This window comes from Sphingobacterium sp. UBA7625, assembly GCF_002484085.1.
Lineage (GTDB): Bacteria > Bacteroidota > Bacteroidia > Sphingobacteriales > Sphingobacteriaceae > Sphingobacterium > Sphingobacterium athyrii.
The window spans coordinates 68,487-94,041 of the sequence record NZ_DLJD01000023.1 but is presented as its reverse complement, the minus strand read 5'-3'; the positions used below and the strand labels follow the sequence as shown (position 1 = coordinate 94,041).

At 37.6% G+C, this 25,555-nt stretch carries 30 protein-coding genes and 1 pseudogene; 13 read left to right on the top strand and 18 right to left on the bottom strand.

Annotation, left to right across the window (positions count from 1 at the left end; translation table 11 throughout):
• Positions 1-107: 107 nt before the first annotated feature.
• Positions 108-992, top strand: a complete 885-nt coding sequence (locus B4G94_RS08790) for an alpha/beta fold hydrolase (protein ID WP_286858324.1) — start codon at positions 108-110, stop codon at positions 990-992.
• A 282-nt stretch (positions 993-1,274) separates the two neighbouring features.
• Here B4G94_RS08790 and B4G94_RS08785 read toward each other — a convergent pair whose 3' ends face one another.
• Positions 1,275-3,389 carry a catalase gene (locus B4G94_RS08785; protein ID WP_286858322.1) on the bottom strand — a complete coding sequence of 705 codons (2,115 nt, stop codon included), beginning with the start codon at positions 3,387-3,389 and terminating at the stop codon, positions 1,275-1,277.
• A gap of 277 nt (positions 3,390-3,666) precedes the next feature.
• On the opposite strand from B4G94_RS08785, the gene B4G94_RS08780 reads away from it, so the two are divergent.
• Positions 3,667-4,047, top strand: a complete 381-nt coding sequence (locus B4G94_RS08780) for a hypothetical protein (protein ID WP_108633856.1) — start codon at positions 3,667-3,669, stop codon at positions 4,045-4,047.
• A gap of 14 nt (positions 4,048-4,061) precedes the next feature.
• Here the strand turns inward: B4G94_RS08780 and B4G94_RS08775 are convergent, their stop codons facing one another.
• Both B4G94_RS08775 and B4G94_RS08770 read right to left on the bottom strand, forming a co-directional pair.
• Positions 4,062-4,424 carry a hypothetical protein gene (locus B4G94_RS08775; protein ID WP_286858320.1) on the bottom strand — a complete coding sequence of 121 codons (363 nt, stop codon included), beginning with the start codon at positions 4,422-4,424 and terminating at the stop codon, positions 4,062-4,064.
• Positions 4,408-4,566 (bottom strand): hypothetical protein, encoded by a 159-nt coding sequence (locus tag B4G94_RS08770; RefSeq protein ID WP_165307134.1) that lies wholly within the window; start codon positions 4,564-4,566, stop codon positions 4,408-4,410. The genes B4G94_RS08775 and B4G94_RS08770 overlap by 17 nt, the downstream gene beginning before the upstream one ends.
• Positions 4,567-4,660: 94 nt before the next feature.
• On the opposite strand from B4G94_RS08770, the gene B4G94_RS08765 reads away from it, so the two are divergent.
• A complete protein-coding gene (locus B4G94_RS08765; protein WP_165307135.1) occupies positions 4,661-5,044 on the top strand; it encodes a TfoX/Sxy family protein in 384 nt (127 codons plus the stop codon).
• 41 nt (positions 5,045-5,085) lie between these two features.
• On the opposite strand, the gene B4G94_RS08760 is transcribed toward B4G94_RS08765, so the two are convergent.
• The 4 genes from B4G94_RS08760 to B4G94_RS08745 all read right to left on the bottom strand — a co-directional run bounded on the left by B4G94_RS08760 (position 5,086) and on the right by B4G94_RS08745 (position 8,909).
• Positions 5,086-5,673: a hypothetical protein gene (locus B4G94_RS08760; protein WP_165307137.1), complete on the bottom strand. Its 588-nt coding sequence runs from the start codon at positions 5,671-5,673 to the stop codon at positions 5,086-5,088.
• Between the two features lie 85 nt (positions 5,674-5,758).
• The gene (locus tag B4G94_RS08755; RefSeq protein WP_286858317.1) at positions 5,759-6,322 is read right to left on the bottom strand and encodes a hypothetical protein; all 564 of its coding nucleotides are present in this window, start codon (positions 6,320-6,322) and stop codon (positions 5,759-5,761) included.
• Between the two features lie 24 nt (positions 6,323-6,346).
• Positions 6,347-7,564: an enolase C-terminal domain-like protein gene (locus B4G94_RS08750; protein ID WP_286858316.1), complete on the bottom strand. Its 1,218-nt coding sequence runs from the start codon at positions 7,562-7,564 to the stop codon at positions 6,347-6,349.
• 439 nt (positions 7,565-8,003) lie between these two features.
• Positions 8,004-8,909 (bottom strand): SPFH domain-containing protein, encoded by a 906-nt coding sequence (locus B4G94_RS08745; RefSeq protein ID WP_108633850.1) that lies wholly within the window; start codon positions 8,907-8,909, stop codon positions 8,004-8,006.
• 266 nt (positions 8,910-9,175) lie between these two features.
• On the opposite strand from B4G94_RS08745, the gene B4G94_RS08740 reads away from it, so the two are divergent.
• The 3 genes from B4G94_RS08740 to B4G94_RS08730 all read left to right on the top strand — a co-directional run bounded on the left by B4G94_RS08740 (position 9,176) and on the right by B4G94_RS08730 (position 10,832).
• On the top strand, positions 9,176-9,910 hold the full coding sequence (locus B4G94_RS08740; RefSeq protein WP_286858314.1) for a helix-turn-helix transcriptional regulator: 735 nt from the start codon (positions 9,176-9,178) through the stop codon (positions 9,908-9,910).
• Between the two features lie 73 nt (positions 9,911-9,983).
• Positions 9,984-10,517: a dihydrofolate reductase family protein gene (locus tag B4G94_RS08735; RefSeq protein WP_286858312.1), complete on the top strand. Its 534-nt coding sequence runs from the start codon at positions 9,984-9,986 to the stop codon at positions 10,515-10,517.
• Positions 10,518-10,604: 87 nt separating this feature from the next.
• Positions 10,605-10,832 (top strand): hypothetical protein, encoded by a 228-nt coding sequence (locus B4G94_RS08730; protein ID WP_108633847.1) that lies wholly within the window; start codon positions 10,605-10,607, stop codon positions 10,830-10,832.
• Positions 10,833-10,879: 47 nt separating this feature from the next.
• On the opposite strand, the gene B4G94_RS08725 is transcribed toward B4G94_RS08730, so the two are convergent.
• The 8 genes from B4G94_RS08725 to B4G94_RS08690 form a co-directional block, all read right to left on the bottom strand.
• Positions 10,880-11,521 carry a hypothetical protein gene (locus B4G94_RS08725; protein ID WP_286858311.1) on the bottom strand — a complete coding sequence of 214 codons (642 nt, stop codon included), beginning with the start codon at positions 11,519-11,521 and terminating at the stop codon, positions 10,880-10,882.
• 1 nt (position 11,522) lies between these two features.
• Positions 11,523-12,128 (bottom strand): hypothetical protein, encoded by a 606-nt coding sequence (locus B4G94_RS08720; protein WP_286858309.1) that lies wholly within the window; start codon positions 12,126-12,128, stop codon positions 11,523-11,525.
• A 345-nt stretch (positions 12,129-12,473) separates the two neighbouring features.
• Positions 12,474-12,809 (bottom strand): penicillin-binding transpeptidase domain-containing protein, encoded by a 336-nt coding sequence (locus B4G94_RS08715; protein WP_286858307.1) that lies wholly within the window; start codon positions 12,807-12,809, stop codon positions 12,474-12,476.
• A complete protein-coding gene (locus B4G94_RS08710; RefSeq protein WP_286858306.1) occupies positions 12,776-13,294 on the bottom strand; it encodes a ClbS/DfsB family four-helix bundle protein in 519 nt (172 codons plus the stop codon). The genes B4G94_RS08715 and B4G94_RS08710 overlap by 34 nt, the downstream gene beginning before the upstream one ends.
• A gap of 145 nt (positions 13,295-13,439) precedes the next feature.
• Entirely contained in the window at positions 13,440-13,913 is a 474-nt protein-coding gene (locus B4G94_RS08705; protein ID WP_286858305.1) for an SRPBCC family protein, read from the bottom strand.
• Positions 13,914-14,666: 753 nt separating this feature from the next.
• The gene (locus B4G94_RS08700; RefSeq protein ID WP_286858303.1) at positions 14,667-15,656 is read right to left on the bottom strand and encodes a hypothetical protein; all 990 of its coding nucleotides are present in this window, start codon (positions 15,654-15,656) and stop codon (positions 14,667-14,669) included.
• Between the two features lie 77 nt (positions 15,657-15,733).
• A complete protein-coding gene (locus B4G94_RS08695) occupies positions 15,734-16,435 on the bottom strand; it encodes a hypothetical protein (RefSeq protein ID WP_286858301.1) in 702 nt (233 codons plus the stop codon).
• 245 nt (positions 16,436-16,680) lie between these two features.
• Positions 16,681-17,316 (bottom strand): Pr6Pr family membrane protein, encoded by a 636-nt coding sequence (locus B4G94_RS08690; RefSeq protein ID WP_286858299.1) that lies wholly within the window; start codon positions 17,314-17,316, stop codon positions 16,681-16,683.
• A gap of 196 nt (positions 17,317-17,512) precedes the next feature.
• Here B4G94_RS08690 and B4G94_RS08685 point away from each other — a divergent pair, with 196 nt between their 5' ends.
• The 5 genes from B4G94_RS08685 to B4G94_RS08665 all read left to right on the top strand — a co-directional run bounded on the left by B4G94_RS08685 (position 17,513) and on the right by B4G94_RS08665 (position 20,147).
• A complete protein-coding gene (locus B4G94_RS08685; protein WP_286858297.1) occupies positions 17,513-18,259 on the top strand; it encodes a hypothetical protein in 747 nt (248 codons plus the stop codon).
• 67 nt (positions 18,260-18,326) lie between these two features.
• A complete protein-coding gene (locus B4G94_RS27985; RefSeq protein WP_342749295.1) occupies positions 18,327-18,443 on the top strand; it encodes a hypothetical protein in 117 nt (38 codons plus the stop codon).
• Positions 18,444-18,664: 221 nt separating this feature from the next.
• Positions 18,665-19,198: an RNA polymerase sigma factor gene (locus B4G94_RS08675; RefSeq protein ID WP_286858296.1), complete on the top strand. Its 534-nt coding sequence runs from the start codon at positions 18,665-18,667 to the stop codon at positions 19,196-19,198.
• On the top strand, positions 19,179-19,451 hold the full coding sequence (locus B4G94_RS08670) for a hypothetical protein (RefSeq protein ID WP_146191024.1): 273 nt from the start codon (positions 19,179-19,181) through the stop codon (positions 19,449-19,451). The genes B4G94_RS08675 and B4G94_RS08670 overlap by 20 nt, the downstream gene beginning before the upstream one ends.
• A 12-nt stretch (positions 19,452-19,463) precedes the next feature.
• Positions 19,464-20,147: a ClpP family protease gene (locus tag B4G94_RS08665; protein ID WP_108633833.1), complete on the top strand. Its 684-nt coding sequence runs from the start codon at positions 19,464-19,466 to the stop codon at positions 20,145-20,147.
• Between the two features lie 740 nt (positions 20,148-20,887).
• On the opposite strand, the gene B4G94_RS08660 is transcribed toward B4G94_RS08665, so the two are convergent.
• Positions 20,888-21,352 (bottom strand): NUDIX hydrolase, encoded by a 465-nt coding sequence (locus tag B4G94_RS08660; RefSeq protein ID WP_286858295.1) that lies wholly within the window; start codon positions 21,350-21,352, stop codon positions 20,888-20,890.
• 90 nt (positions 21,353-21,442) lie between these two features.
• Positions 21,443-21,703 (bottom strand): hypothetical protein, encoded by a 261-nt coding sequence (locus tag B4G94_RS08655; protein ID WP_241254750.1) that lies wholly within the window; start codon positions 21,701-21,703, stop codon positions 21,443-21,445.
• 334 nt (positions 21,704-22,037) lie between these two features.
• On the opposite strand from B4G94_RS08655, the gene B4G94_RS08650 reads away from it, so the two are divergent.
• Positions 22,038-23,615, top strand: a complete 1,578-nt coding sequence (locus tag B4G94_RS08650; RefSeq protein WP_108633829.1) for a Na+/H+ antiporter — start codon at positions 22,038-22,040, stop codon at positions 23,613-23,615.
• A gap of 192 nt (positions 23,616-23,807) precedes the next feature.
• Here the strand turns inward: B4G94_RS08650 and B4G94_RS28080 are convergent.
• Positions 23,808-23,867, bottom strand: a pseudogene (locus B4G94_RS28080) (DUF202 domain-containing protein); the annotation flags it as partial.
• Between the two features lie 478 nt (positions 23,868-24,345).
• Between B4G94_RS28080 and B4G94_RS08645 the strand changes: the two are divergent.
• Positions 24,346-25,527 carry a glycosyltransferase gene (locus B4G94_RS08645; protein ID WP_108633828.1) on the top strand — a complete coding sequence of 394 codons (1,182 nt, stop codon included), beginning with the start codon at positions 24,346-24,348 and terminating at the stop codon, positions 25,525-25,527.
• Positions 25,528-25,555 lie beyond the last annotated feature (28 nt).

Genomic DNA, 25,555 nt, shown 5'->3' with positions numbered 1-25,555 from the left:
CAACAAATAACACAAGTGTATAGTATACTTCATACTTGTGGGTTGTAAAAATACAGGTTAAATTTGTCAATAGAAAATCAATCGCAATCACAAGTTATCTTTTCATCATGAAAACAGCATATTCAGACAAAGAGCTTATTAAACTAGTACCCGGCTTCACAAACAATTATACGGTAATAAATGATATATCCATGCATTATGTTAGCGGAGGCAAAGGGGAACCTTTAATACTCATCCCCGGTTACCCGGAAACATGGTGGGCATATCATCATATCATGCCGATATTGGCTGAAATTTACCAGGTAATTGTCGTCGAAATCCGGGGAATGGGCAGTTCGGATAAACCGGAAAATGGTTACGAAAAAAAGAACATAGCAAAGGATATATATGGACTAATCAATTATTTGGGTTTTGACAAAGTTTCTATCGCCGGTCATGATATCGGTGCACATGTTGCATTTAGTTTTGCCTGTAATTACCCTAAAGCAACCTGCAAATTAGTACTGCTAGATACACCACATCCAGACCCAAACATGTATCAGCTGCCCATGTTACCTGTTTTGGGGACCAGTTATCTATATCCCTGGTGGCTCGCTTTCAATCAGGTAAAAGAATTGCCCGAAAAGTTACTTGAGGGGCGCATGTCAATTGTCATTTCTTGGTTATTCGACAACCTTCTTGTCAATAAAGATAGCATAAGCCAATTTGATAAATCCGTTTATAGTGAGGCTTATGACAATAAAGATGGTACTCGTTGTTCTAATGCATGGTATCAGGCCTTTCCGCAAGATATTAAAGACTATGAGAGCTATAATAAATTGGAAATGCCGGTTCTGGCAATCGGTGCAAGTGGCTATGACTTACTTCATCATTCATTACCAGAGATCACAAGTGACTTAGTATTAAAAAAAATCGAAAACTGTGGCCATTTTATTCTTGCTGAAAAACCAATTGAAACAGCTGAATTGATCAAAGAGTTTTTAGCGAGCTAAAATGATATCAACTATCAACAGACTTGTTATATCGAAGGATGCAGATTCAACAGCATTATCTTTTTAATTTTCCTTCTTTATCGTACTTTAATGGATAAGTGTTAGGAACTGGCATCATATTTATCTCCAATCCGGATTGCTTTTTTGCAAAGGTCAGATCTTTTTACTTGCTACTTTTTCCATGCTACGTCTTTTGAATAACGACAAACAATATGCGATTTCCATAATGTGTAAAAAACAAATAGCCGTGCTTTCAAACGGCTATCTGTTTTATGCTAGATGTTAGGAAGGTACCTTTCTTGATTTTTCCCTCTCCCAAACACGATGCTCTTTCATGATCGCTATAAAATCCTCGGTGAGATTATCCTTGCTTTCGAAAATAACACCTTTATCTTTTTTAATAAATGATCGTTCAGCTAACTCTTCAGCATCTTGTGCAAATGCAAGCGTTTTACAGTGCCGGTAACCTTCATTGATAAATTGGAGGTAATCGGCATTTTGCGCAAGGGCTTTTACCGATTCACCTGCTGGTGTAAAGAATGCATCGTAACAAACGGATGCTTCAGTAAGATATGAATGCTGAATATCTTCTTCTGTTCCTTCCTTGAACCGGATCTTTCCTACATGAGATGAAATCAGAACGGCTTGTGCCCCTTCCCTTTCAAGTGCAGTTTTCATTTTATCTATGGATGATTTGCTAGCTCCATTATCAACAAGGAAAGCAACCTTTCTGGTTTTGATTGTTCCCTCGCCATCTTTTACTTTCATGCTCAAAACTGCAGACTTTTCAACTTCTGGCTCGACCGGTTTAAGAGGATATCCGGGGTGGTTCTGACGTGCAAATTTGAGAGTTAAGGGATCAAGTTCTTTTGGTGGGATAAGTCCGAGGTTTGTACCGACATTTTTTGCTAGTTCTTCGTCGATCTGATTCAAAATTGCCAGTTCTCGCGTTCGTATATTAACATCGTTCACTTTCGAAAGCTCAAAGCTCAAGGCATTAACCATATGGTCCTGTTCTTCTGGACTCTGTGAATTAAAAAACAGTCTTGCTTGTGTAAAGTGGTCTGCGAAGGAATCTGAGCGAGCTCTAACTTTTGAACCATTGATAGGCTGCTTGTGGGATTCAAACCCTACACCATCATTAAGCATTGCATGATAAGGACAGCCCACAGCCTTACTGTTAGGAAAATAACTCACAGCACCTTTGGGGATCTCAGTCCGCGCAAAACCATCTTTTTGGTTATTATGCTTACCCGTCACTGGACGATTGATAGGAAGCTCATGGAAATTAGGACCACCTAATCGATAGTTTTGGGTATCCATATAGGAAAATATCCGTCCTTGCAATAGCGGATCATCCGAAACATCTATACCCGGCACTAGCCTTCCGGGGTCGAAAGCGGCTTGTTCGGTCTCTGCAAAAAAATTCTCCGGGTTGCGGTTCAGTGTCATCGTTCCGATAATCTGAACTGGCACCAGCTCCTCTGGAATAATCTTGGTCGCATCAAGAATATCAAACGAATATTTCAGCTCATCTGCCTCTGGAATCAACTGAACACCGAGATCCCATTGTGGAAAATTTCCGTTCTCAATAGCTTCATAAAGATCCCTTCGATGAAAATCAGCATCAAATCCTGAAATCTTTTGGGCTTCGTTCCATGCGACCGAATGTACACCTAATCTCGGCTTCCAATGAAATTTAACGAATGTACCTACTCCTTCGGCATTCACAAATTTAAATGTATGAACGCCGAAACCTTCCATCATCCTGAAACTTCGGGGTATCGCACGATCTGACATAGTCCACATGATCATGTGTGCAGACTCGGGCATCAGCGATATAAAATCCCAAAAGGTGTCATGTGCCGATGCCGCCTGCGGCATTTCATTGTTCGGCTCTGGTTTTACAGCATGGACAAGATCTGGGAAGTTCATCGCATCCTGAATAAAAAAAACTGGAATGTTATTCCCCACGAGATCGTAATTGCCTTCTTCGGTATAGAATTTAACAGCGAAACCTCTTACATCTCTGGCAAGGTCTGTAGAGCCTTTGAAACCCGCAACAGTAGAAAATCTCGTAAAAAGAGGAGTTACTGTTCCTTTTTTTAAAAATGCTGCAGTTGTATATTGGGATAAGTCAGCAGTGGCTTCGAAAATACCATGGGCACCTGATCCGCGGGCATGAACGACACGTTCTGGTATACGCTCTCGGTCGAAATGCATCAACTTATCAAAATAAATATGATCCTGCTGTAATGATGGTCCCCTCTCACCTGCCTTCAATGTATTGTTGTTATCAGAAATAGGCACACCATCATTGGTGGTCATAATCTGTTCAATATTGTCTACTAAACGCTGATCAATCTCAGCAGTTTTTAAATTCTTTTCTTTTTTCATATCCGATTGTTCTCTGGTTTATACTATGTAAGGGGAAAAAATATCAATTCGTACAAAAACTAAATTTGAAATAATACTTCTATATTAGTGTAAGAATGAAATCACAACAATATAACTTACGGCAAACCACCCTGTGTAAATCAAGTTTTTGATTAATTGCATGCGGTAGAAAATATTCGTTCAGTAATTTCATATTTAAAACAAATGGTATCTTAAAAGCGTTTGAATTTTGCTTAAAAAAGATCAATAAGAGCGTAATTTCTTAGTATATAAAAACATGATAAAACGTATTGGATTAACAAAAGATTCAGGCTGGCAGTTCGGAATCAGAAAAACATTCCCATCAAATTTAGAAAGTATATGGAAACTCTTCTTTTCAGAAGAGGGCTTAAAATATTGGTCCGAAGGAGTTGAACAGGATTTTTCAACTTTTAAGGAATACTCTCATATACGCACAAAATGGAAACACGTTGGGTTCAAGGAACGCGCAAACTTGCAAATCAGGTTTATTCCTTCCCAAAAGAGTGATAAAACGACAATTTCTATTCATGTTGATCAATTAGAAAATGACAATCAACGTGAGGAGGCTAAGAAATATTGGACAAAAATAATTGAAAATATTCCGCTATTGCTGGCACCAAAGGTCGTAAAAGTATAATAATTTTAAATTGATTAACATTTTACATTTGGCTCTCCGTTTTGACGATTTAAAGATATTCTAAAAACAATCATACAAAATAGTGATCCCGCAAACAAACCTGCCAAGAGATAGAACTCTAGATGCATATCCTGAAAGCCAACACCGGGTATACCGCCATCCACAGCCAACTCGACTCTTCTCAAGAGGTCTCTTATTTGAGCAATTTCATATTTTAGATAAATCGCTCTCATAACACAGCCTATAAGTCCACAAGCAATGATAGTTAACAATGAAAGCAGTTGCTTTTTTGCGGAAGTGATTTTACAATAATTCTTGACAAACAGGTAAAGAAAAGGAATATGCGCTAGCGTCTGAAAATCATTTATAGTATTCAATTTTGGTCAATTCTGTATTCAGAAGTTTACCATTTTTAAACTCTTTCTTTTCAAATTCATCATACACGTACTCATTGGAATATGTATTCTTATCTTCAAATAAGATGAATTCCGATAGAAATTGACGTCCTTTCCAAAACATTTTTATTGTAGCGATGTTACTCCAAGAAATACCAAGAATAATCTGTTAAAAAGGGAAATGGACTTAGATTGTAACTGATAGAAAAACCCAAGAGATGGCTTATAATAATGAACTTGTCAACCGTGTCCGTGAAAGACTTTCAATAGAAGACAATATGGAAGTTGAGGAAAAGAAAATGTTCAGTGGATTATCTTTTCTTGTTAACGGGAAAATGTGTATCAATATTAGCCACGATAATCTGATGTGCCGTTATAACGCTGAACTAGAAGATGAGGTTTCCGAAAAAAAAGGCTTCTTGCCGATGATGATGAAAGGAAAGCAGCTCAAAGGATATTGTTATGTAGAACCCAGCGGATTTCAGAAATCTGATGATTTTGAGTACTGGATCAAAATATGTCTTGATTATAATCCGTCAGCAAAAGCGTCGAAGAAAAAAATTACAGGATCTCGTTTAAAAAAAATAAAAAACAGATCATAATGTCAGTTTTTTATTCATTGTACTTCCGTTTAGGATTTATCTTAATCCGCAGATGTTTGGGGAGAATGCAATCCCGGAGAAGTACTGTAAGTCATGATTTCCGTTCCGTTAGACTTTTTTACAATTTCTTTTGTATTTCTAAGTATTAAAGTATGATCACCAAGTTTGCTATAGGATACAAATTCTCCATCTGGAGTCTGTTTGCAGATGACAAACATATGCCAGCCCGCGTCTGCCGGAAGTGAAATAATCACTTTTCTCCCAGACTTCAATTCATTTTCTACCGTTTGAAAAAGGCTGTCTATCGGAAAGTTTGTATCCCGAGGCAAAACAAATTTTTGGGAGAAAGTAATGCCGTATAATTTTTTATTGTCAAAGTTGCGGAAAGAACCATCAGTTTTGTTCTGCCATTCATTTTGTAAGTCATAAAAATCAAAATCTACCAGGTTATAATACTTCAGTACCATTTCGACAGCCGATGGAATACAGGACATTTGAAAGATTTGATGATGATTATTTACCACAGTGTCAAAAAAATCGTCCTTATCATTTTCTTGTGTCTGAGCCTTCGCATGAAAAATAAGCGATGTGAATATTAATATGACTAAACTGAAGAGAATCTTTTTCATAATTTAAATTCTTTGTTTATAAACAAAGCCAACAATACAGTGTTTGACCGTCTGAACCTTGCTACAGAAAGCTGCTTGTATCCTGCTACGAACGAGAAAGAATGCTGTACGTCATGATTTCTGTACCGTTAGACTTTTTCACAATTTCTTTTGTATTTCTAAGTATCGTTGTATGGCTTCCTAGTTTACTGTAAGAAACAAACTCTCCATTCGGAGTCTGTTTATAGACGACAAAAATAGACCAGCCTGTTTCGACCTGAAGTGCGATAATTACCTTTTTACCAGATTTCAATTCATTTTCTATCGTTTGAAAAAGACTATCCATTGGAAAGCTTTCATCCCGGGGCAAATTAAATTTTTGGGAAAAAGTAATTCCGTATAATTCCTTCTTGTCAAAGTCACGAAAAGAACCATCCGTTTTATTTTGCCATTTAATTTGTAAGTTATAAAAATTAAAATCCACTGCTTTGCAATATTTCAGCACCATTTCGATAGCTGAAGGAATACCTGAAGGCGGAAAGATCTGGTTATGGTTGTTTACCACAGTGTCAAAAAAATCATAATTATTGTTTTTTTGCGCTTGAGCTTTCGCGTCAAAAATAACCAATGTGGATATGAACATGACCAAACTATAGAGCGTCTTTTTCATAATTAACTTATTTTCGATCATTCATCATATTTTCTTTAAAAGAGGCATCCCAAAACCTGCTGCTGGCGGTGGGATCAGTTTGCCGCCCTGGATCTTATAGCCTGAAAGATCAACCTCCTCTGACGTGCTCGTTACCCCTTCTATGGTAATCGTATTGCCCAGCCCTCCTGCCAAATGCGCCGTATAGTAAGACTTAAGCAGTGAGCCCCAGGCATGTGGGGAAGCTTGGACCCCGAGTTTCTTCAACTCTGGCATCAATCTTCTCCAGTTCGTGAAACCCAGTCCTTCGATATCTGTCAGATGTACGTCCAGTAGCTTCTTTTCAAAGAGTTCCTTAAGCAGAGCTGGATCGGGATCAGCTTCACCATCTGCCAATAAAGTGCCAATACCTGCTGTTTTTATGTAATTTCTCAATTTTTCATAATCGGAAACGGTTTCATGAAAAGGTTCTTCTATCCAGAATAAGTTGACCGATGGAATACCTTTTAGATATTGAATGAATTGATCCACTGTAAAGCCGTTATTCCCATCAACTAAAATGTCACAGTCAGGGAAGGCCTTGGCCACTGCATTGGTTACGTCAATATCACGCTGGAGCCCTTCCTTGAACGGCATCCATTTATGTCCCCTACCGATCTTAAGCTTAAATTGTCTATACCCCACCTCATAATCATATCGACATTCTTCCAGAATCCTGGCTATCCCCGATGGCTTTTCTGATGGCTCCAAATCGTCGAAATAGATCATACCGCTATAATAGTCAGTGACATAAGGTTTTTTACGGCCAAGTAGTTCATAAACTGGCTTCTGCAAGATTATCCCTGCAAGGTCGTGAAGAGCAATATCAAAAGCTATATACCTGTCATTCAAAGTACCAAAATTGGAAGCAAAAAGTTCAGATACTTTTTTACCGATGAGTTCCACTTCAATCTGCTCCGCATCTTTTCTGGACCCTCGCAACGAAGCCCAGCCCATGGCACCTTTGTCCGTTTTGATCACACAGATTTCTACATTGGGCCCATAGCCGTGCAGGTCCAGTCGGGCATTTTTCCCCACAAGGCGGGGATATTTCATCTGAACGGTTGAATATTTTATTTCCTGTATTCGGTGATACGAGAGTTCCCTATCCTGAATGTTGCCGCCCAAGATAGCTGTTAAGGACATTGCATTTCCCGCACCATGATATAATGTCGCTGATGCTATACCTAAATTTAAGGCCTGTAAAAATGTTCTTCTTTTCATTTTCGGCTTATGTTGATATTATTTGATTATCAATGATTTTCCTTTTTTTATTGCCGGGACGAGTTCTTGCTTACCCATCAACCTTCGCAAAATAATGTGCTCAATCCATAAAAACTGAATTGCCTACTTTTAAATTTTTAGTGATTATTTAATGCTTTTCTTAAGCATTATGGAATATAATTTAAAGGTTTACACAAGTTCTCGAAAAGTACGTCAAAAACAGAAAAAACACTAGCCTTTCTGTTTCAATTTACTGTCGAATTTTATCATTATGCAAAAAAATATCGGTTGCTTCGCCTCTCCTCTTTTATAATCGTAACCAAACGAATCCCATCAAGCAGCAAGCCATATAACACTATGACCTAAAGGAACTGGCAGATATCATTCGGCTTCATAAAAACAATAACATGTAAAAAGAGCAAAAGAAAAACAGGCATAATCATTTTATCTGCTCCTTATCAGATCCCATTTTTTGTGCTGCCGCCATTGAAACGACCAAATCATTCAGCATGGAGCTTGCTGCTGTTGGCGAGTTGGGAAGTAAAACCAAATTGCTTCTGCTATTGGCTCCGATAGCATTCAGTGTGTCATAATGTTGGGTAACCACGATTAAGGCAGAAGCTTCCTGAGCGTTGATATTGGCAGCGTTAAGCATTTTTACAGATTCTTCCAATCCTTTTGCAATCTCTCTTCTTTGGTCCGCAATTCCCTGTCCCTGAAGCTTCTTAGATTCAGCCTCGGCTTTTGCAACAGCAACAATTCGAATTCTTTGAGCTTCAGATTCGTATTCTGCAGCGGTTTTTTCACGTTCTGCAGCGTTAATTCTGTTCATGGCGTGTTTTACTTGTTCATCAGGATCAATATCTGTCACTAAAGCTTTGATAATATCATATCCATAGCTTTGCATCGCTTCCTGCAGTTCACTTTTTACAGCAATTGCAATATCATCTTTTCTTACAAAAACATCATCTAATTTTGTTTTTGGAACTTCAGCACGTACAACATCAAAAACATAAGATGTAATCTGGTTTTCAGGATTTTCCAAACGATAGTAAGCGTCTTTTACATTTTCTCTAATGACCTGATACTGAACAGAAACTTTCATCTTTATGAAAACATTATCCAATGTTTTAGTATCTATAATGACATCCAATTGCTTTATCCTTAGATTCAGACGTTTAGAGATCTGATCCAAAAACGGAATTTTTAAATGCAGTCCGGCGTGGCTTACTTTTAAAAATTTGCCTAGCCTTTCGACCACAGCTGCAGATTCTTGTTTTACGGTATAAAAAGAAGCGAATAATGTAATAAGTCCGAAGAAAATTAGAATTCCTAAATATATCATAACCTTAATTTTAGTATTGGTGAATCACAAACTTACGTCTTTACATTGTCATTCCTATAGCAATTCCTTTAATTTATCAAAGTTATTTTTTTGCCAAATTTACTCAAATTGAGGTGAGTCCGTTAATATTGTCAATTGCACCTAGAGCCTTCCGCTCAAGAGTAGCACAAAGAAATAAGAATTTGCCCTTTACAATATGCTTTAGTAATTTCACAAATAATGATCTGCCGGATGATCATCGGCTGACGAATCAATTGTAATAGTAGATGGAATACAAAAAAAGCAAACCTCACAAAGAATTAGAACCCTTCATCCATTTCTACTGGGAACTGAAAGGAAGTGAACTGGGCAAACAATGTGAGCGGGTCTTTCCCGATGGCTGTGCGGGTATTTTCTTAAATTCGGGAGAAAACTGTTTAACAGACAACGGCTCAGTTTCGATAGAATTTGGAAAAACGTATGTAGTGGGTGCGATGACTACTTTCAAAGACAGCTTCATCGAAAGCGACAGCTATTTAATCGGTGTTTGTTTTAAACCGGCCACTTTTGGCAACTTCTATAAATATGAGACACAACAGGTATTAACCAATAATACCATTGAATTTGAAAAATCCAGTTCATTTGACGTTGATAAGATCCTCCATAATCCCTTCGATTACCTTAACCGTTTTTATTTGGATAGAATAATAAATAAGAATAATCAATTACAAGCCACCATCAATGATATACATGCATCAAACGGGCGAATTAGCGTGCCTGACCTATCCAGACGCAATTTTACTACTGTTAGGCAACTGGAAAGAAGTTTTAAGAAGCATGTTGGATTATCACCGAAAGAATATTCAAATATTATTCGTTTTCAACATGCCTTGTGCATGATCAGAAATTCAGATGAAAATCGAAGTTTATCGGATATCGCTTTTGAATGTGGTTATTATGACCATTCACATCTCAGCAATGAAATCAAGAGGAATACAGGAATTCCGCCCTCACAAATTTAATTTTGTCGCATTTTTACAAGGAACGGGTGTCTGTTTAACACTACTTTTGTAGTATCATTAAAATTTAAGATAAATGCGAAAAATATCAATTTTCATTGCAATGAGCCTGGACGGTTACATTGCAAAGCCCAATGATGACCTCAGTTTTTTAAACCTTGTGGAAAAAGAAGGTGAAGATTATGGCTATGCCGAATTTACCGATTCAATTGACACAATAATCATCGGTCGGAAAACCTATGAATATGTCCTTAAAAATATCGGCTCCTCTCACTATGACAACGGAAATCGTGACGTTTATGTCATTACAGGAACTGAAAGACCAAATGTGGGAAGAACCGTCTTTTATACGGGAGATCTGACAAAATTGATCGAAAGGCTAAAATCCGAAAATGGAAAAAATATTTATTGCGACGGCGGAGCAGAAGTAATAAATGAATTGCTAAAGCAGGATTTAATAGATGAATTTGTAATTTCTGTAATACCAATCTTATTAGGTAATGGAACAAGGCTATTCAAAGACGGTAGACCTGAACAAACACTTAAGCTAATAACGGCAAAAGCTTTTGAAACAGGCCTTACACAATTACACTACAGTAAAGAAAAATAAACGATAAACAGGCCAATGGCGATCTTATTATGAAAACGGACAATTAAGCAAAACTGGAAATTCAATCAACGGCAAATCGATCGGAGGATGGAAATATTACTACGAAAATCGTCATCCGGAAGCAGCCGAAAATGGTATCACAACAATGGGCAAATAGAAATCACCGGACAATATGCCAACGGCGATAAGACCGATCAATGGAACTGGTATGGTAAAAATGGAAAGTTATTAAAAAAGGTCGGTATACTCGCGGAAAAAAACGGTAAATGGCGAGTCTACCGCATCGAAACGGAACAGTTAAAAAGCATTAGATAATTATAAAACAAATGATAGCTCCTTTGGACGAAGAAGATGGATCATAATCAATACAGATCTTTATCTGAAAATTTAAAATCCTGTATTTTGGGTAAAGGTCTTATTAAAACTCTTTTCTTCCTTACTTTCAATGCTTTATCCAAGCCTAATCTTTCATCGGTTTCAGTTCTAATCCCTGTAATCAGGTCAAATTTAGTTTCTGTAAATATGGTATTTTCATCAATGTAACCTTTAGTTGCGTCGTATGTGAGCTTATCAATATAGATCAATTCAAAACTGCCCTTATTATATTTGAAGTGGTAGGTAATATTTCCGCCTTTAATCTCGCTCCACATTTTTAAAATTCCTTTTTCTATAAAAAAATTAGGAATTTGAAAACCATTAAACTTGCCCCCGTTTTCAGCAGGATACTGTGGTTCGATGATTTTATCTGAGGATACCGCCAATGTTAACTTTCCACTTGGTTGAGACAGGAAAATTTGCAATCGTAACGGCCTTGTTTCAGTTACGGTATCCATTTTCACGGTTACTTTGTCCATTTTGCCATCATGATTTAGATCCCCACTTTCTTCTCTAACCTGATAAGTATAATTGTTTTTATTTTTAATACTCTGAGAGAATAGCATCATTGGGACTGAAATTAAAATGAATATAAAGCAGCGATAAAAATATTTATTAATTCTATTCATATTATTTGATTTTGACTTGCTTTCCCAATGCATTATATAGGCTGTCAAGAAACTTTTGCTGTCTATTATCTTCCTTAAAATAACGCTGATAGTTCACACTGCAATCGGCAATATCAGTAATGTTCTTCGTATTAAAAGTCCAGTCATCTGCGTCTTTGACCAACACGCCCAACTCACCCCCACAACGCCGCCATAATTCGGAAAATTTGGTTCTTTGTTCATCTCTCAATTGGCTAAAATCGGCGAAAACCGAGTATCCCGTCATTTCAGAATTGAAAAATTTAGTAATCGTATAAACAGGCACACCTCCCCACTCTATAGTTTTTCCTTCAGGTAAATGGATATCGGTAAGTTTTTTTTCATTCATTATTTTGTCCTGTTGTCCTTTCTTAAAAAACTGTTCTTCGTAAATCAGCTTTGTTCCTTTAGGAACAGCAATTTTTTTGACCGTTACTGACTCGGTTGTAATAAAATAAGGATAATCAGGCCCTCGTCCTCCGGTCGGGTTTCCAATTCCGCTCAAAGCACTGAGAAAAATGAGATATCCTATTCCTAATGCAGCGATAAATACTAAAACTCCTATGATGATTATGTATTTTTTCTTCATTAAATTTTATGATGTGCCTGACATTCTTTCTACTCTATTATTAATTACCAGCTGAAATTACCCTGATTACGGCTCTACTAATTTAATTTATTTTTATGATACAGCACTCACTATTTGAAAGTAAACCACGATTGTGCATTTCTCGCGATAAATATATCAGTATAGGATTCTATAGATTCCCAAAGGATTTGGCGACACAGAAATCAATTAAAACGATAAATGACTGTCTCAAATCCGATACATCAATCAAACAAATCACAATACTTTGTTTTGATGATGAAAACCTCAGGCTACTAACAGTTATTTGAGCTAATAAATACTTGTGATTACAGTATAAAGAGGCGATTAATTTTGGCGATATGCCGCAAGATCCTTTAACACCGACAGTGTTATCTCTTTCCTACAATTGCCAAAGGACGGCTTATTATTTTTACGATATTGTCGCAGTCTGGTCGCAAAGAAATAAACATTGTCATTCGTTGTTAAATAACCAATCCACCAGCCAGTATTGATTCGGTCCTGTCTTGTCCATCCTGTTTTGGACCGGATACTGTATCCTTTCTGTTGCTCGGTGAGCATGACCCGCCTCACAGTATCCATATTCCTTTTCGAGATAGGGATCCGTTTAGCGGAAAAAATCTCAACAGTTATTGATTGATAACATGAACTCCTTTTTTCCATTTTTTTATCCTGTTCCTCGCATTTGAATAAGGAGAGGAGGTATTGAACTGTATCATTCTACCGAGCGTCCATTTTTCGTACCAAGCGGTTTCATAAAGCTCATCATTTGATTTCTGAGCAACCAAATCTAAAATAGCAGATACGGTTTTATCAAGTTCTTGTAGAAGCATCTTAAAATCGAAGTCTTTATAATCCTGATAAAATTTTTGAGCTAGCTTGCCGAGTTCATTCCATTTATAGCCTCTTTCGGGGAAGTACACCACTTCGTTACTATCTTTGTCACGATTCCATTTTAGGACAAGTTCCCCCCACCCAATCAAATAGGCCAACAGATTATTAATGCTCATCCATGTACCCTTGCTATGCCCTTCCAGTTCAACTACCATAGTCTGTTGGTGAGGGATTGTAATTAACTCCTTCACTAATTTATCATAATTCGTTTTGATTGCCAATTGCAGTTCTGATTTATTTGTTGGTACAGCCATAGCGTATACTCTGGATAATTTGAGATTAATATATTCCTAATATACGAAATTATTGATGGTTGCCGAATGGTCTCGCCATTAAGGTACTTTTCAGCCGAACCTATTTTAGTGAGGCCTCATGAAAATAGCAAGATGTAATAAAACGCTATGGTTTGCTTTTCGTTTGATTAAATAATTCTTCCAAAACTCGATAACGATAGTCAAAAATTCGCCCTAACTTTCTTTTAACAAAAATTCCATGGGCAACAGTCCCTAAAAGTCCCATAGGCAGCTCATAATCGACCGTATCTTTCATTAATACTCCATTTCCATTTGGAATAAATTCATGGAAATGGTTCCAGTATGTATAAGGACCATGAACTTGAAAATCCGTAAAACTTTTATTTTTTTCGACCTGTGTTATTTTTGTCCTCCATTTCAACCGAATTCCGAGGATCGGTGATACAAAATAATCAATGATCAGACCTTCAACAATTTCATCCCGACCAAGGTCGGAGACCACAACAAAGCCCATCTCTTTTGGCGTTATTTCAGAAAGGTTCATCGGGGAAGAAAAAAAATTCCATGCAGTTTGGATATCGCACTTCAGTTGCTGTTCCCTATATAATTTATATCTCATTTTATCAATCAAAGCTTAGACCAATTTGGCCATCTGATTTGATAACAGTTTCACCATAATTTTGGTTTATTAAATACGCAAAAATAGCCAATTACTTTACATAACAACTATAAAACGGATTGCTTATTTAACAGAATAACAATTTATCCCACATACTGTTCTGAAGATCGAGCAGCAACAGATCATCATAACCATCATCGTTAACATATCATTTCTGATAAGAAAACTGGACTAACCAGCATCTATTTATTCGGCACAAAATAACAATTGGTTCATACCATGTTTTATAATAATAAGGTAATTACTGGGAGTTAACAGGGGGTTAACAGGGGTATAACAGGGGTAAATCCGTGCTAACTCACTACTATATCTCTGTTAAATTACTTTTACAACTCATCTAATATCGAATATGCTATTCAGTTAGTAGGAAGTTGGTTACCAGCAATCCATAAACAATACTGTCCAATCCTGATAATGATAAGCTGCTGTACACGACTCTTGTCGAATCTTGAAAAATTAAAGCAAAATGACATTTGGTGAATTAAGTGGGAAAAAGAAAGAAAAGATCAATTTTTATAGTCTTGCACAGTTTTTCAAGCAATCAGGGTGCGTAAATGCCCTATAACTAGACGGATACGTATCCAGAGTTTATCTGCCTGAAAAAAACTGGATCTAAAGCGATGGAAACTTAGGAGTTATAATTGCTGTCATTACACCTGCGCAATAATTGCAGATAACATATTCAGTTTTTGATTAATCCTGAAATTCCCGTTTTTCCAACAGCCCTTCCCGGTACACTTCAGTATAAATCAATTGTCCTTTTTGGCGTGTGTTTAATATGGACAATCCGGTCTCTTCATTATATTTCTGCAATAATTTATAAAATTTCCATTTCCCAACCGGCAAACCATTTTTATAGGTTGCTTCCAAATAGGTATATGGATCCGTAAATGTTGGATAATTTTTTAAATCGATACAGCTGTTTAATTTAAATTCTATCCACCTCCCTTCTCTACTATGATTTTTCACCATGCCCTGTTCTTCGTCATTTTTATAGAAACCATCATGATCATAGTATCTGGAAAATTTTCCTGAGGGTAGAATCCTGTATTTATGCAATGCTTTTATACGAAACGGATCTTCGCTAAATTCATAATCTCGAAGAGAAATAATATAATTCTTGTCTATATTAAATAATGTATAGTTTGTATTTCCCATTTCTCCCTCATGATGTAGAAAGATTCTCTTTATATCAATAAGTTGGCCTTCCTTCGTTGAAATTAAATACATCTTTTCAATAAATGGGTCGGTGTAGCGGACGGTATTATAAACAGCCATAAAATACATTGAATATGTTCCATAATACAGAAAACGGGAAGAAATTTTAATATTGTCATACTTTTCATTGACATGTTTGCTAAATGGCAGAAAAACATCGTATTCTTCCGGAAGCAACACAAGGTCTTTTTTGACTGGCTGATCAAATCTTAATGCATTGATTTCCTTTATCATATTACCATTTTCTACCATCGACAGAATGGAGTCGATGTTTAGTTCTTTTGAAATCGCTGAGTACCCAAACGGTAATGTTATACGATCCGCTTTATTTGTATTAAAGAAAATTGCTTCTTTAACCGCGGCATGTACCACAGTATCTAGTACGTTCCTTTTTGTCTGAGCTTTACTGTAACTAGAGAAAAGGAAAAGCAAAACAGCAAAACAAACGATATTAATTTTATGCATATACCCTAAAATAGTATTCTATATTACAATAAGTGAAAACAACGAATCCATAAACTACTGAAATGGCCTTATAAACTTTACTCTTGATGAAAACTATCTCTGGACCTATGCTTCTTGGTTAAATACCTGATCAGATAGGTACGAATATCCTTTGGAAGGTTTTTCAGTGTGGCCTGTAGTGTTCGCACGGGTTTACATTCCACGCCCTCTCCACAATAGTAATCCAAGTGGAAGATATAGCTTTTGTTTTCATAAAGAACGATATACGACACCTTCATGTCATAACTTTCATATCCCCCACAGTAGTAGAAAGGAACGATCACCGCCTTACGTCCATCAAGATCTTTAATATGTATTTCTTCCTGTATAAATTGGATGAGTGACATTTGGGGATAGGGATGCTTATAGGTTACCGAAGTCTTGCCTTTATTGTTTTTTAGTTGGACCTCGATATGGCTAAGTAGACCATCAAATCTGGACGAATCTGCATTACAAGGATTGGTGACTTTTACGTGTAGCATATTTTTGCCGTATATGTCCTGATAGCCCCGTTCTGTCACGATGGAATCAAGAGGTACCATCTTCACATAAACACTCGCCAATACATGGGATTGCGTATTTTTTTGTATACTCCTGTGATCGATCGTCTTCCGTGATGCACTGGCCGTAAATGCATATAAAATCAGTACTATAAACAAAACAACAATAGACATGGCAGTAGCACACTCTTGGTTGATTGCCGTAGCCCGCTTCATAGCTATATTTACCAGTCTAGTCATGTGTATAGGTTTATAAAAATATATGTTCAGTTATCAAAATAATAAAGCAAAAGTTGTTCCAGCATAACAGTTTTTTTTACTCCTGCTATTTTAGCTTATCAAAAAAGTTCGATACTTCTTTTTTTTCACTATGGTGACACGATTGTAAAAACATAACTATCGGTTTATATCAACAATTTCCGAAGCGTCGAAATCAATTCTCATCAACATATTTTGCTTGATCTTTTCCCGCGGAGATAACTTTGTTACCGGTTTTTAGCAAGTCGTCTATTTATTAAAATTAAAAGTAATCCGATAAACACAAAAACCAGAGCTACGATTAGGCTATTTGTCAGTACATGGTTCATTCCCAACACGGAAACATCAACAAAGGGATAGGGGTAAAATCCAGAAAATGAGCCATGCCACAAAGTATATAGCAGGTAAAAGAATGGATAAAGTAACCAGCTAAAAACAGATCGCCATTGTAGGACAGCTTTATCAAGCGAGCGCCACCAATGAATTAAAACCAAGATAGGAATAATGGAATGAAGCATTTCGTCAACAACCCTGGTTATCCCTACCGGTTGCCACAAGTAGCGCAAAACTGTATTATAGATGAGTCCGACAATCAGAATATATAATGTTATCGCTGTAACTACTGCTGGTTTGGCAAAAAATCGTCCGATGACATTCTGGGGGAAAAGTACGGCACTGCTGCAGCAAATTGCGACCATTAAATTCGTCAAAATGGTAAAGTAGCTAAAAAATCGTACGACCAGATCACCGATCGAAACCGTAGCATCACGCATACTAATCAAAAACTGCGCAATAATCGCAATCCAACTTAACAGCGCGATAAAAGCTACAAGGCTTTTCTTGGGTAAAATCATCGTATCCATTTACTATAGTAAAAATAGACAATTTATTAAACAAAGTCCAGCCTATTCTACCAAAGCATGTTTCTCGAACATTCAAGCATACTATTCATTTCTTCGAAAGTAGATATAGCCGTGATGCTTCATTTCCCACGACAATTTTGTAAATTCAATGGTTATAAAAGATCAATTCATAGCGTACCCTAAATTAATGCGACCTATGTCCAAAATAAGCGTAGCAATAACGATCATTTTTCTCCTTTTAATAAGAACCGCTTTGGGTCAAGCAGATAAGGAATTTGCTGTTGGCTATGCTGACAACTATGATAATCTTCCTACGATTCATTTTAAAACAGCTAAGGAAAAAGATTATAAAAAGTCAAGTGCAGTAAATCAGCTTACCCGCTCTATTCCCACTATCAATAGGAACAACATTATTATTCCTACAGGGAAAGGAAAGATCAAGCTGCAAAAATACAACGATTCTCCGAATCAGCCGGATGGATTCCGTGGCTGGGAGTACGAAGGCTATTTTCCCATCCTAAAATGTTACGCCCTGATCAGCCATAGTGTTTCGGAACATTTAGATTTCAGCGACTTGGTATTGATAGACAGCAATAGTGCGGTACAAAATACCATTATTTCCGTCGGTGATGCCGCAGTTGAGCTCCCTATTCCCTCTCCTAGCGGCCGTTTTTTGACTTACTACTACAATTATGACTATGAACGCAATAGCTGTTTTATAGGGCTTCTTAAAATACAGGATGGAGGGAACCGAAAAAAGGGACGTCTTTCAGAGCTCATGAGCTTTCAAACCAAGGATTGGGCTGTCGATGATATCAGGTGGTTAGATGATAATTCCTTTATCGTAAAAGCCTATGCCATGCAGGGCCAAGGCAATCAAAAAAAGAAGCGGGTTATTTACTACCTGACAAAGCTGAATACCGTCGTAAAACAAAACGATTGACAACCCTGAAGCATATAATTTAGCAAAAGGAGGAAAAATTCTGGTTGCTCTTAATAATAATGAGCCGTTGGGCGTTTGTTTGCTCATCAAAATGGATCACCCTGCATTTGATTACGAATTGGCAAAAATGGCAGTTTCCCCGAAAGCACAAGGTAGGTACTATACTGGGGCGCGCGATTATTGAGGAAGCGAAAACCCTGGGAGCGGCGAAATTATACCTGGAGAATCAACGCTGTAAGATCCAAGTGGTACTTGACCTTAGAAACAGCTAGTCAAGAAGAACATTGCTAAGACTAAAGCCTCCAAAGCTTCCTCTAAGGGGAAGCTGTTATTATTTGAATTATTTTTGAAAATAAAAGGTGATACTTTGACCATAATTGGTACATTGTTATAAAAGATAAATATATGCAAGGTGTTAGTAATTCAAATCAAGCAATGAGGCGACAGGCACTTTTTATGGATCTCTATAAAAGTGCGTTTCCTACGGTGGCCAAATATGTAAGCCGTATGGGGGGCGACTTTGACGAAGCGAAGGATGTATTTCAAGATGCTTTGATCATTTATTATGAAAAAGTTATCTTAAGTCCTACGGCATTGAAAAATGATATTGGTTACCTTATCGGTACGGCGAGGAATTTGTGGTTAAAACGTTATTACCAAACAAGCCAACATCTGCCATTGGACCATCTGGAGATCCCTTTAACCGATGAAGAGTCTCCGTCCAGCGGGCGGCTGTTGCGCTTTTTGGAAACTGCAGGGCGCAAATGTATGAATTTATTAAAAAGCTTTTATTATGACCGACTATCGCTCCAGGAAATCGCAGATGAATTTGGCTATTCAGGAACACGGAGTGCCACCGTTCAGAAGTATAAATGCCTGGAGAAAGTAAGAGAGACCATCAGAGAAAAATCGCTAGCATATGATGACTTCATGGAATGAGACCAAACAGATAGAAACCCATCTCTTGGGGACAGCGAATCCTGGCGAAGCACTGTTATTTGATGCACATTTGTTGCTAGACAATGAATTGGCTGATAAAGTAATCGCACAGCAAAAAGCTTACGAAATCGTAAAACAGTTTGGTCGCAAACAATTGAAACAAGAAATTGAAGCAATACAGCAAATACTGTTTACACAGCCACAACATATCCGTTTTAGCCAAAAAATAAGGCGGCTATTCAAAAAAATATAAATCAAAAAAATCATGAATATTGATAAAAATGAGTTCCGCAAATTTGCGGTCGGGCACTGCTATGTCCCAAAAGATCGGGTAGATAATTATTTAAGCAGCGTTGAACGCAATAATGTCCCTTTAGCGATGACGCCCTACATTACTGAGGAACGCGAATTAAGGGTATCGCAAATGGATGTATTTTCCAGATTGATGATGGATCGTATTATATTTATGGGGGCACCTGTCGAATCCAATATCGCCAACATTGTACAGGCTCAATTATTATTTCTACAATCTGTCGATCCCAAAAAAGATATACACATGTATATCAATTCTCCAGGAGGCGAAGTTTATGCGGGGTTGGGCATTTATGATACCATGCAATTAATCAGTCCTGACGTCGCAACAATCTGTACGGGTATGGCACTCTCCTTTGGCGCAATCTTATTATGCGGTGGTGCTGCGGGCAAGCGGAGTGCCCTGGCACACGCACGGGTCATGTTACATCAGCCTTTAGGCGGTGTCCAAGGGCAAGCCTCAGACATTGAAATTACAGCCAATCAAGTTTTGAAAATAAAAAAAGAACTTTATGACATTATCGTCAAACATAGCGGACAAGCTTATCAGAAGGTCCATGATGTCAGCGATAGAGATCATTGGATGGTTGCGGCTGAGGCAAAAGAATTCGGCATAATCGATGAAGTGCTGACCTAAGCGCCGATATGCTCCCGGCAGTAAACAATCGCTATTGATAATGTGATATCAATAGCGATTTGTTGGTTTGCTAAAAAAATCAGCTATATGTCTTTTCTACTTTTTTCCTGAATAACAAAAATTCGACAACTGTGCATGTTAAATAAACTATTGAAAAGAGCAGCAGCAGCTTTAGCGGCGGAAGTATGATATCATATCGATAATAGTTGATCAAAACCTCAGCTCCCAGAACAAGAACGCAGAAGAAGGGTATCCCTGAAAATGTCAAAAACGACAAAAGATAATTATACCTGATTTTTTCAATTTGATTGAGAAAAAATGATAGGGAACTAAAAACGATCACAACAAGGTACACCGTTGATAGCCCCAGATTTATCAATAGATCCAATATACTCATAAACCTTTCAAAAAGGGTATTATCAGCGGAGTTCAGGTCATTGATAACAATTCTATACAGAACGGATAGGGTAATGCTTATCAGAATATTGACCAGCCAAAATTGAAAGATAGTTTTTTTCATAACGTATAAATGCGCGACCTTTTATTATTTAACATATTATTTTAGCTCGGTTCAATTTCCTTCCCTACCCAAAAGATCTTATCTCGCAAAAATGATAAATTCCAATCTTCGGTATAGATATTATTTTTAAGTTCCGCGGACCAACCATCTGTAGTATCCCTCTTTCCTTTCCCCAAACATATTCGATACCGATTTCTGATTCGGGTATTCACCCCTTATTTCAACAAAAAATAGCCGCTATTTGTTCAAGGAAAGAAATTTGCTGCACATTGATTTTCCTCTTGGCCTCTTCCATTGTAAACCAGGCGCCACTGTCTATTTCCGGATATGTCTGTATCCTACCCGATTTTGGTGGCCATTCCAGCTCAAAATTATTACTGACAAGACCGTTTGTGTCGATGTCGCCCTCAACAGCCCAGCACTGTACAATTTTTCCACCTTTTTGCTTAACAGGATTTAATCGTATAAAATTCCCGTGGGGCAAATACCCAGTTTCCTCCTGAAACTCTCTCTTAGCTGCCTCCAGGTCACTTTCATTGTCTTCCTCCTCCCCCTTGGGCACGGTCCACCATCCTTCGTCTTTTTTTGCAAAAAAGGGACCGCCGGGATGAACCAGAAAAAAGGAAATTTCTGTTCCCTGAAATTTATACAGTAATATTCCAGCACTGAATCTCGTTTTTGTCATTTGAATAAGCGCATTATAAGCAAAGCTTTACCATTATTACTAATTTTCAATTTTCAGAATGCCGTTTCTTATTTTACACAAATATTCGACCTAATCTTCTTCTAAGTAGATCTTGTGAACGACAAACCTAACATTTTTACTAAATAATAGCATATCATCCACATCCTCAGAACCTATGGCATAAAGCGTATCTACCTCACCACCATCCAAAAGTTCAGCATCGGGTATCAGCTCAAAAAAAGTGATCCCCTCTATTGTAGATAGTTCCTCAACCTTAATATAGGATACTCCTTGATTTTTCCAGATGGACAGAATCCCGTCGGAAAATAATTGATACGTATTTGCTTGCATTGACATGTCGCAAATTAGGAAAAAAAAAGTCTTAATTGCTTTGTCGTTCCTAGAATTAATTTCGAGCATCTTTTTTTAACGCTGCTTCGCCTTGTCTTTCTGGCCGGCTTTCAGATAAGCTCGAGCTAAACTATCATATAGATTTTCGCTCGCAAGCAATCTATGTGTGCAGCCCGCCTGTTTTGCCTGTTGATAGGCTGTTACTCCAGTTTCAAGGTCAATTGACCATTGCTATCGAAACGGGTTGAACAACATTTAGGGTCGGCCTAAATTTTAGAAAGCCCCTACATGTTTTTAAAAATTTAATATATATTTATGTATCTAAAACTTATACATGTTAGAAAATTTCGCATTCTATCTTTTTTTGGTTCTATTGATCACCATGCTTATTATGCTGGCAAAAAAAATTCGGGTCGCCTATCCTGTTTTGCTTGTGGTGGCTGGACTTTTAATAAGTTTTATTCCGGGAGTACCACCCATAAAAATAGAACCTGAATTAATATTTATTATTTTTCTGCCACCTCTACTGTATGAAGCGGCCTGGTCAACCTCCTGGAAGGAGCTTTGGCGATGGCGCAGAATTATTTTCAGCTTCGCTTTTGTTGTCGTGTTTTTTACAGCATTATCGGTAGCGATTTTCGCAAACTATTTTATCCCCGGATTTTCTTTGGCCTTGGGCTTTTTATTGGGTGGAATTGTTTCTCCTCCCGATGCAGTAAGTGCAGGTGCAATTTTGAAATTTGTAAAAGTGCCGAAAAGATTGGCTTCCATTCTTGAAGGAGAAAGTTTGCTGAATGATGCTTCTTCGTTAATAATTTTCCGTTTTGCGATGATTGCAGCCGCAACAGGACAATTTGTATGGTATGAAGCGGCAGGAAACTTTGTGTGGATGTGTGTAGGCGGCGTAGGTATAGGAATCACAATGGCCTATATTTTCCTTAAAATGCACAAGATTTTGCCTACCGATCCAAATACAGATATATTATTGACTTTCATTGCGCCCTTCTCCATGTATTTGGTTACGGAAGAATTTCACGCTTCTGGGGTCTTGGCGGTAGTAAGCGGTGGCTTGTTTCTATCTTATCGAAGTCACGACTTTTTGAGTAGCGCCTCCAGAATTCGTACTGTAACGGTTTGGGAAAGCTTTTGTTTTCTGCTTAACGGAATTGTTTTCATGCTTATCGGTTTGGATCTACCCGAAATTGTTAATGGATTGGGCGACACTGATATTTATACAGCAATCGGTTATGGCCTGGCGGTTACCGCTGTACTAATTATTGTACGAATTCTCGCTGGTTATGCGGCGGTAATTACCACATTAATTATGAGAAATTTCATCACTGTGGCGGATGCGCAGTCTCCCGGATGGAAAACTCCCCTGATCATTGGCTGGACCGGAATGCGGGGTGTGGTTTCTTTGGCCGCCGCACTTTCAATACCCTTGACTTTGGCTGACGGCACACCTTTTCCACAAAGAAATCTGATTCTCTTTATCACATTTGTCACCATTCTTTTAACATTACTTGTCCAAGGACTTACCCTTCCCTTTTTATTGAAAAAATTCCCGCTTGTAGACCGGGATTTTGTGAGAACGGAAAAGGAAATAGATTACGAAATTCAAAACAAGCTCGCTCAGGTAGCAGTGGATAAAATCCGTCAGGACTATGCAGACAAAGTAGATAGCTTCCCTACATTGAAGGACCAATTGCAGAAATATGAAAATCAATTGATGAGTTCGGAAATCATCATTAATTACGCTGAATATCGAAAAATCTATATTGACATTCTGGAAACTCAACGGGTATGGCTGATCAATAAAAATCGTGAAGAGCTTTTGCTTGATGAGGAAATTATCCGAAAACACTTACGTCTGCTTGACCTTCAAGAAGAAAGAATGAATATGAAAAGCTAGTCAGCTGAGGCAAGGCCTGCACTAAATTTACTATTTTACCAAAAATTTCGCAAAAAAAACTTGAAGAAGGCCAATAATGAGAAAGCAGGATGTACGCCAATACTACGGTAACAGAACCGATAATAACAATCGAAATACCAAAAGCCCCAGAATTCTTATGTTCAATATCCATTGTCATTTTTGAATTGTGCATTAATGGATGATACCCAAACTCGTGGTTATCCAGGCTAAGAATGTACGCTCGTTGGCAAATGATCATTGATTTTATTTAGAGTTATTCTTTTCCATCATATTTAATAAAATACATTTTTAGGACTCTTCATAAGGCCCTTGTTATAATTCCGTAGATAAACCATAAGCCGGCGCATATTGTTTAGAATGAAGGCAAAAATAAATAGCTGTGGCAAATACTTTTTTAGGCGATGGAATAAATTTCTTTACTCGGGGAAAAATACCTGGTCAAAAAGTTTTTTTGCGGCAAATACACCATACTATACGGATTACGCATTTGAAAACTACGGTTATGTCATAAATACGGTCTTTTGGGTACAGCTTTTGATTTACGAAAGGAAAAAAAACTATAACACCTTAATCATAATACTTAATATGGAAAATATAGATCAAAAAGCAAAAAAAATGGGATTAGAAAAGGGATATTATCTATTATTGATGGCTATTTTGGATATTCCTGTTGATAACGAGAAAGAAGACAGCAAAAAAGCCTAAGTGTATGAGAAGAATCGTTATTATAAGTACCTATCCGCCCCAGGAATGTGGATTGGCAACTTTCACAAAAGATCTTAAACGAGGCATGAGTGCGGACGGGAATACCATCATAGATGTGATCGCTGTATCCAGATCCGGCGTTGAAGAATTCGATCCGTCTGTTCGCTTTGTTATTGACAAGGAAAGATTGGATAGCTATATTCAAGCCGCTCATATTATCAATGAAGAATATAACTACTGTATTATTCAACATGAGTATGGTATATTTGGTGGCGCTGACGGCCTATTTATTAATCAGCTTGCCAATAGTTTAAATATACCCTTGCTAACCATCTTTCATACCATATTGCAATCTCCCTCATTGCGTCAAAAGGAGATTATGGAATCGCTCCTCATAAAATCGCAGGCTGTGGTGTCCTTATCACCAAAAGGAAGTGAATTGTTAATGGAACTGTTCCCTATGGTTGACGATAAAAAAATTAAAGTGATTCCTCACGGCGTGCCACAATTTGATTACAACCAAGGATTAGCAAAATACAGATTAGGTTTTCAAGATAATTTTGTGATGATGACTTTCGGCTTAATTGGTCGAAGCAAAGGACTTGAATATGCAATCCGCTCCCTGGAAGGATTGGATTTAGCAAATTTCAAATACCTGATCGTGGGCAAAACACATCCGAATGTTCTTGCTCACGAAGGTGAATCCTATCGTTTTGAATTACAAAGCCTAGTGGCTCAGTTGAAATTACAAGATAAAGTAGTTTTTGTAGATGAATTTCTAAGTGATGAGCAACTTAAAGAATACTTAACAGCTTGTGATATCTATTTATCCCCCTATCAACATGAACAACAAATCAGTAGCGGGACATTATCATTTGCTGTCGGTGCGGGTGCTGCAGTCATTTCGACACCATATTGGCATGCAACAGATCTCTTGACAGACGAGCGGGGAATTCTCACTCCCTTCAACGATATTCAAACAATGAGCGAGAATATCCAATTGCTTTATAAATCTCGAAGACTGCTTGCTTGGCATCGTTTCAAAGCGCGTAGTTACGGCGAACAGACAACCTGGAAAATGGTTGCAAAGGTATATCTAGAGGTACTATCCAACTTATCAACGCCGATACGATCCTTAGTACATTACAAGAATTACCGTTCTTTTGATTTAAAACAGGAAGCATAAGGAATAGCGTCTCTCCAATTAGAGAGAC

Coding starts and splice junctions, on each gene's coding strand:
- B4G94_RS08790 (WP_286858324.1), top strand. CDS start 108: ATGAAAACAGCATATTCAGACAAAGAGCTTATTAAACTAGTACCCGGC.
- B4G94_RS08785 (WP_286858322.1), bottom strand. CDS start 3,389: ATGAAAAAAGAAAAGAATTTAAAAACTGCTGAGATTGATCAGCGTTTA.
- B4G94_RS08780 (WP_108633856.1), top strand. CDS start 3,667: ATGATAAAACGTATTGGATTAACAAAAGATTCAGGCTGGCAGTTCGGA.
- B4G94_RS08770 (WP_165307134.1), bottom strand. CDS start 4,566: ATGTTTTGGAAAGGACGTCAATTTCTATCGGAATTCATCTTATTTGAA.
- B4G94_RS08765 (WP_165307135.1), top strand. CDS start 4,661: ATGGCTTATAATAATGAACTTGTCAACCGTGTCCGTGAAAGACTTTCA.
- B4G94_RS08760 (WP_165307137.1), bottom strand. CDS start 5,673: ATGAAAAAGATTCTCTTCAGTTTAGTCATATTAATATTCACATCGCTT.
- B4G94_RS08755 (WP_286858317.1), bottom strand. CDS start 6,322: ATGAAAAAGACGCTCTATAGTTTGGTCATGTTCATATCCACATTGGTT.
- B4G94_RS08750 (WP_286858316.1), bottom strand. CDS start 7,564: ATGAAAAGAAGAACATTTTTACAGGCCTTAAATTTAGGTATAGCATCA.
- B4G94_RS08745 (WP_108633850.1), bottom strand. CDS start 8,909: ATGATATATTTAGGAATTCTAATTTTCTTCGGACTTATTACATTATTC.
- B4G94_RS08740 (WP_286858314.1), top strand. CDS start 9,176: ATGGAATACAAAAAAAGCAAACCTCACAAAGAATTAGAACCCTTCATC.
- B4G94_RS08735 (WP_286858312.1), top strand. CDS start 9,984: ATGCGAAAAATATCAATTTTCATTGCAATGAGCCTGGACGGTTACATT.
- B4G94_RS08730 (WP_108633847.1), top strand. CDS start 10,605: ATGGAAATATTACTACGAAAATCGTCATCCGGAAGCAGCCGAAAATGG.
- B4G94_RS08725 (WP_286858311.1), bottom strand. CDS start 11,521: ATGAATAGAATTAATAAATATTTTTATCGCTGCTTTATATTCATTTTA.
- B4G94_RS08720 (WP_286858309.1), bottom strand. CDS start 12,128: ATGAAGAAAAAATACATAATCATCATAGGAGTTTTAGTATTTATCGCT.
- B4G94_RS08715 (WP_286858307.1), bottom strand. CDS start 12,809: ATGGAAAAAAGGAGTTCATGTTATCAATCAATAACTGTTGAGATTTTT.
- B4G94_RS08710 (WP_286858306.1), bottom strand. CDS start 13,294: ATGGCTGTACCAACAAATAAATCAGAACTGCAATTGGCAATCAAAACG.
- B4G94_RS08705 (WP_286858305.1), bottom strand. CDS start 13,913: ATGAGATATAAATTATATAGGGAACAGCAACTGAAGTGCGATATCCAA.
- B4G94_RS08700 (WP_286858303.1), bottom strand. CDS start 15,656: ATGCATAAAATTAATATCGTTTGTTTTGCTGTTTTGCTTTTCCTTTTC.
- B4G94_RS08695 (WP_286858301.1), bottom strand. CDS start 16,435: ATGACTAGACTGGTAAATATAGCTATGAAGCGGGCTACGGCAATCAAC.
- B4G94_RS08690 (WP_286858299.1), bottom strand. CDS start 17,316: ATGGATACGATGATTTTACCCAAGAAAAGCCTTGTAGCTTTTATCGCG.
- B4G94_RS08685 (WP_286858297.1), top strand. CDS start 17,513: ATGTCCAAAATAAGCGTAGCAATAACGATCATTTTTCTCCTTTTAATA.
- B4G94_RS08675 (WP_286858296.1), top strand. CDS start 18,665: ATGCAAGGTGTTAGTAATTCAAATCAAGCAATGAGGCGACAGGCACTT.
- B4G94_RS08670 (WP_146191024.1), top strand. CDS start 19,179: ATGATGACTTCATGGAATGAGACCAAACAGATAGAAACCCATCTCTTG.
- B4G94_RS08665 (WP_108633833.1), top strand. CDS start 19,464: ATGAATATTGATAAAAATGAGTTCCGCAAATTTGCGGTCGGGCACTGC.
- B4G94_RS08660 (WP_286858295.1), bottom strand. CDS start 21,352: ATGACAAAAACGAGATTCAGTGCTGGAATATTACTGTATAAATTTCAG.
- B4G94_RS08655 (WP_241254750.1), bottom strand. CDS start 21,703: ATGCAAGCAAATACGTATCAATTATTTTCCGACGGGATTCTGTCCATC.
- B4G94_RS08650 (WP_108633829.1), top strand. CDS start 22,038: ATGTTAGAAAATTTCGCATTCTATCTTTTTTTGGTTCTATTGATCACC.
- B4G94_RS08645 (WP_108633828.1), top strand. CDS start 24,346: ATGAGAAGAATCGTTATTATAAGTACCTATCCGCCCCAGGAATGTGGA.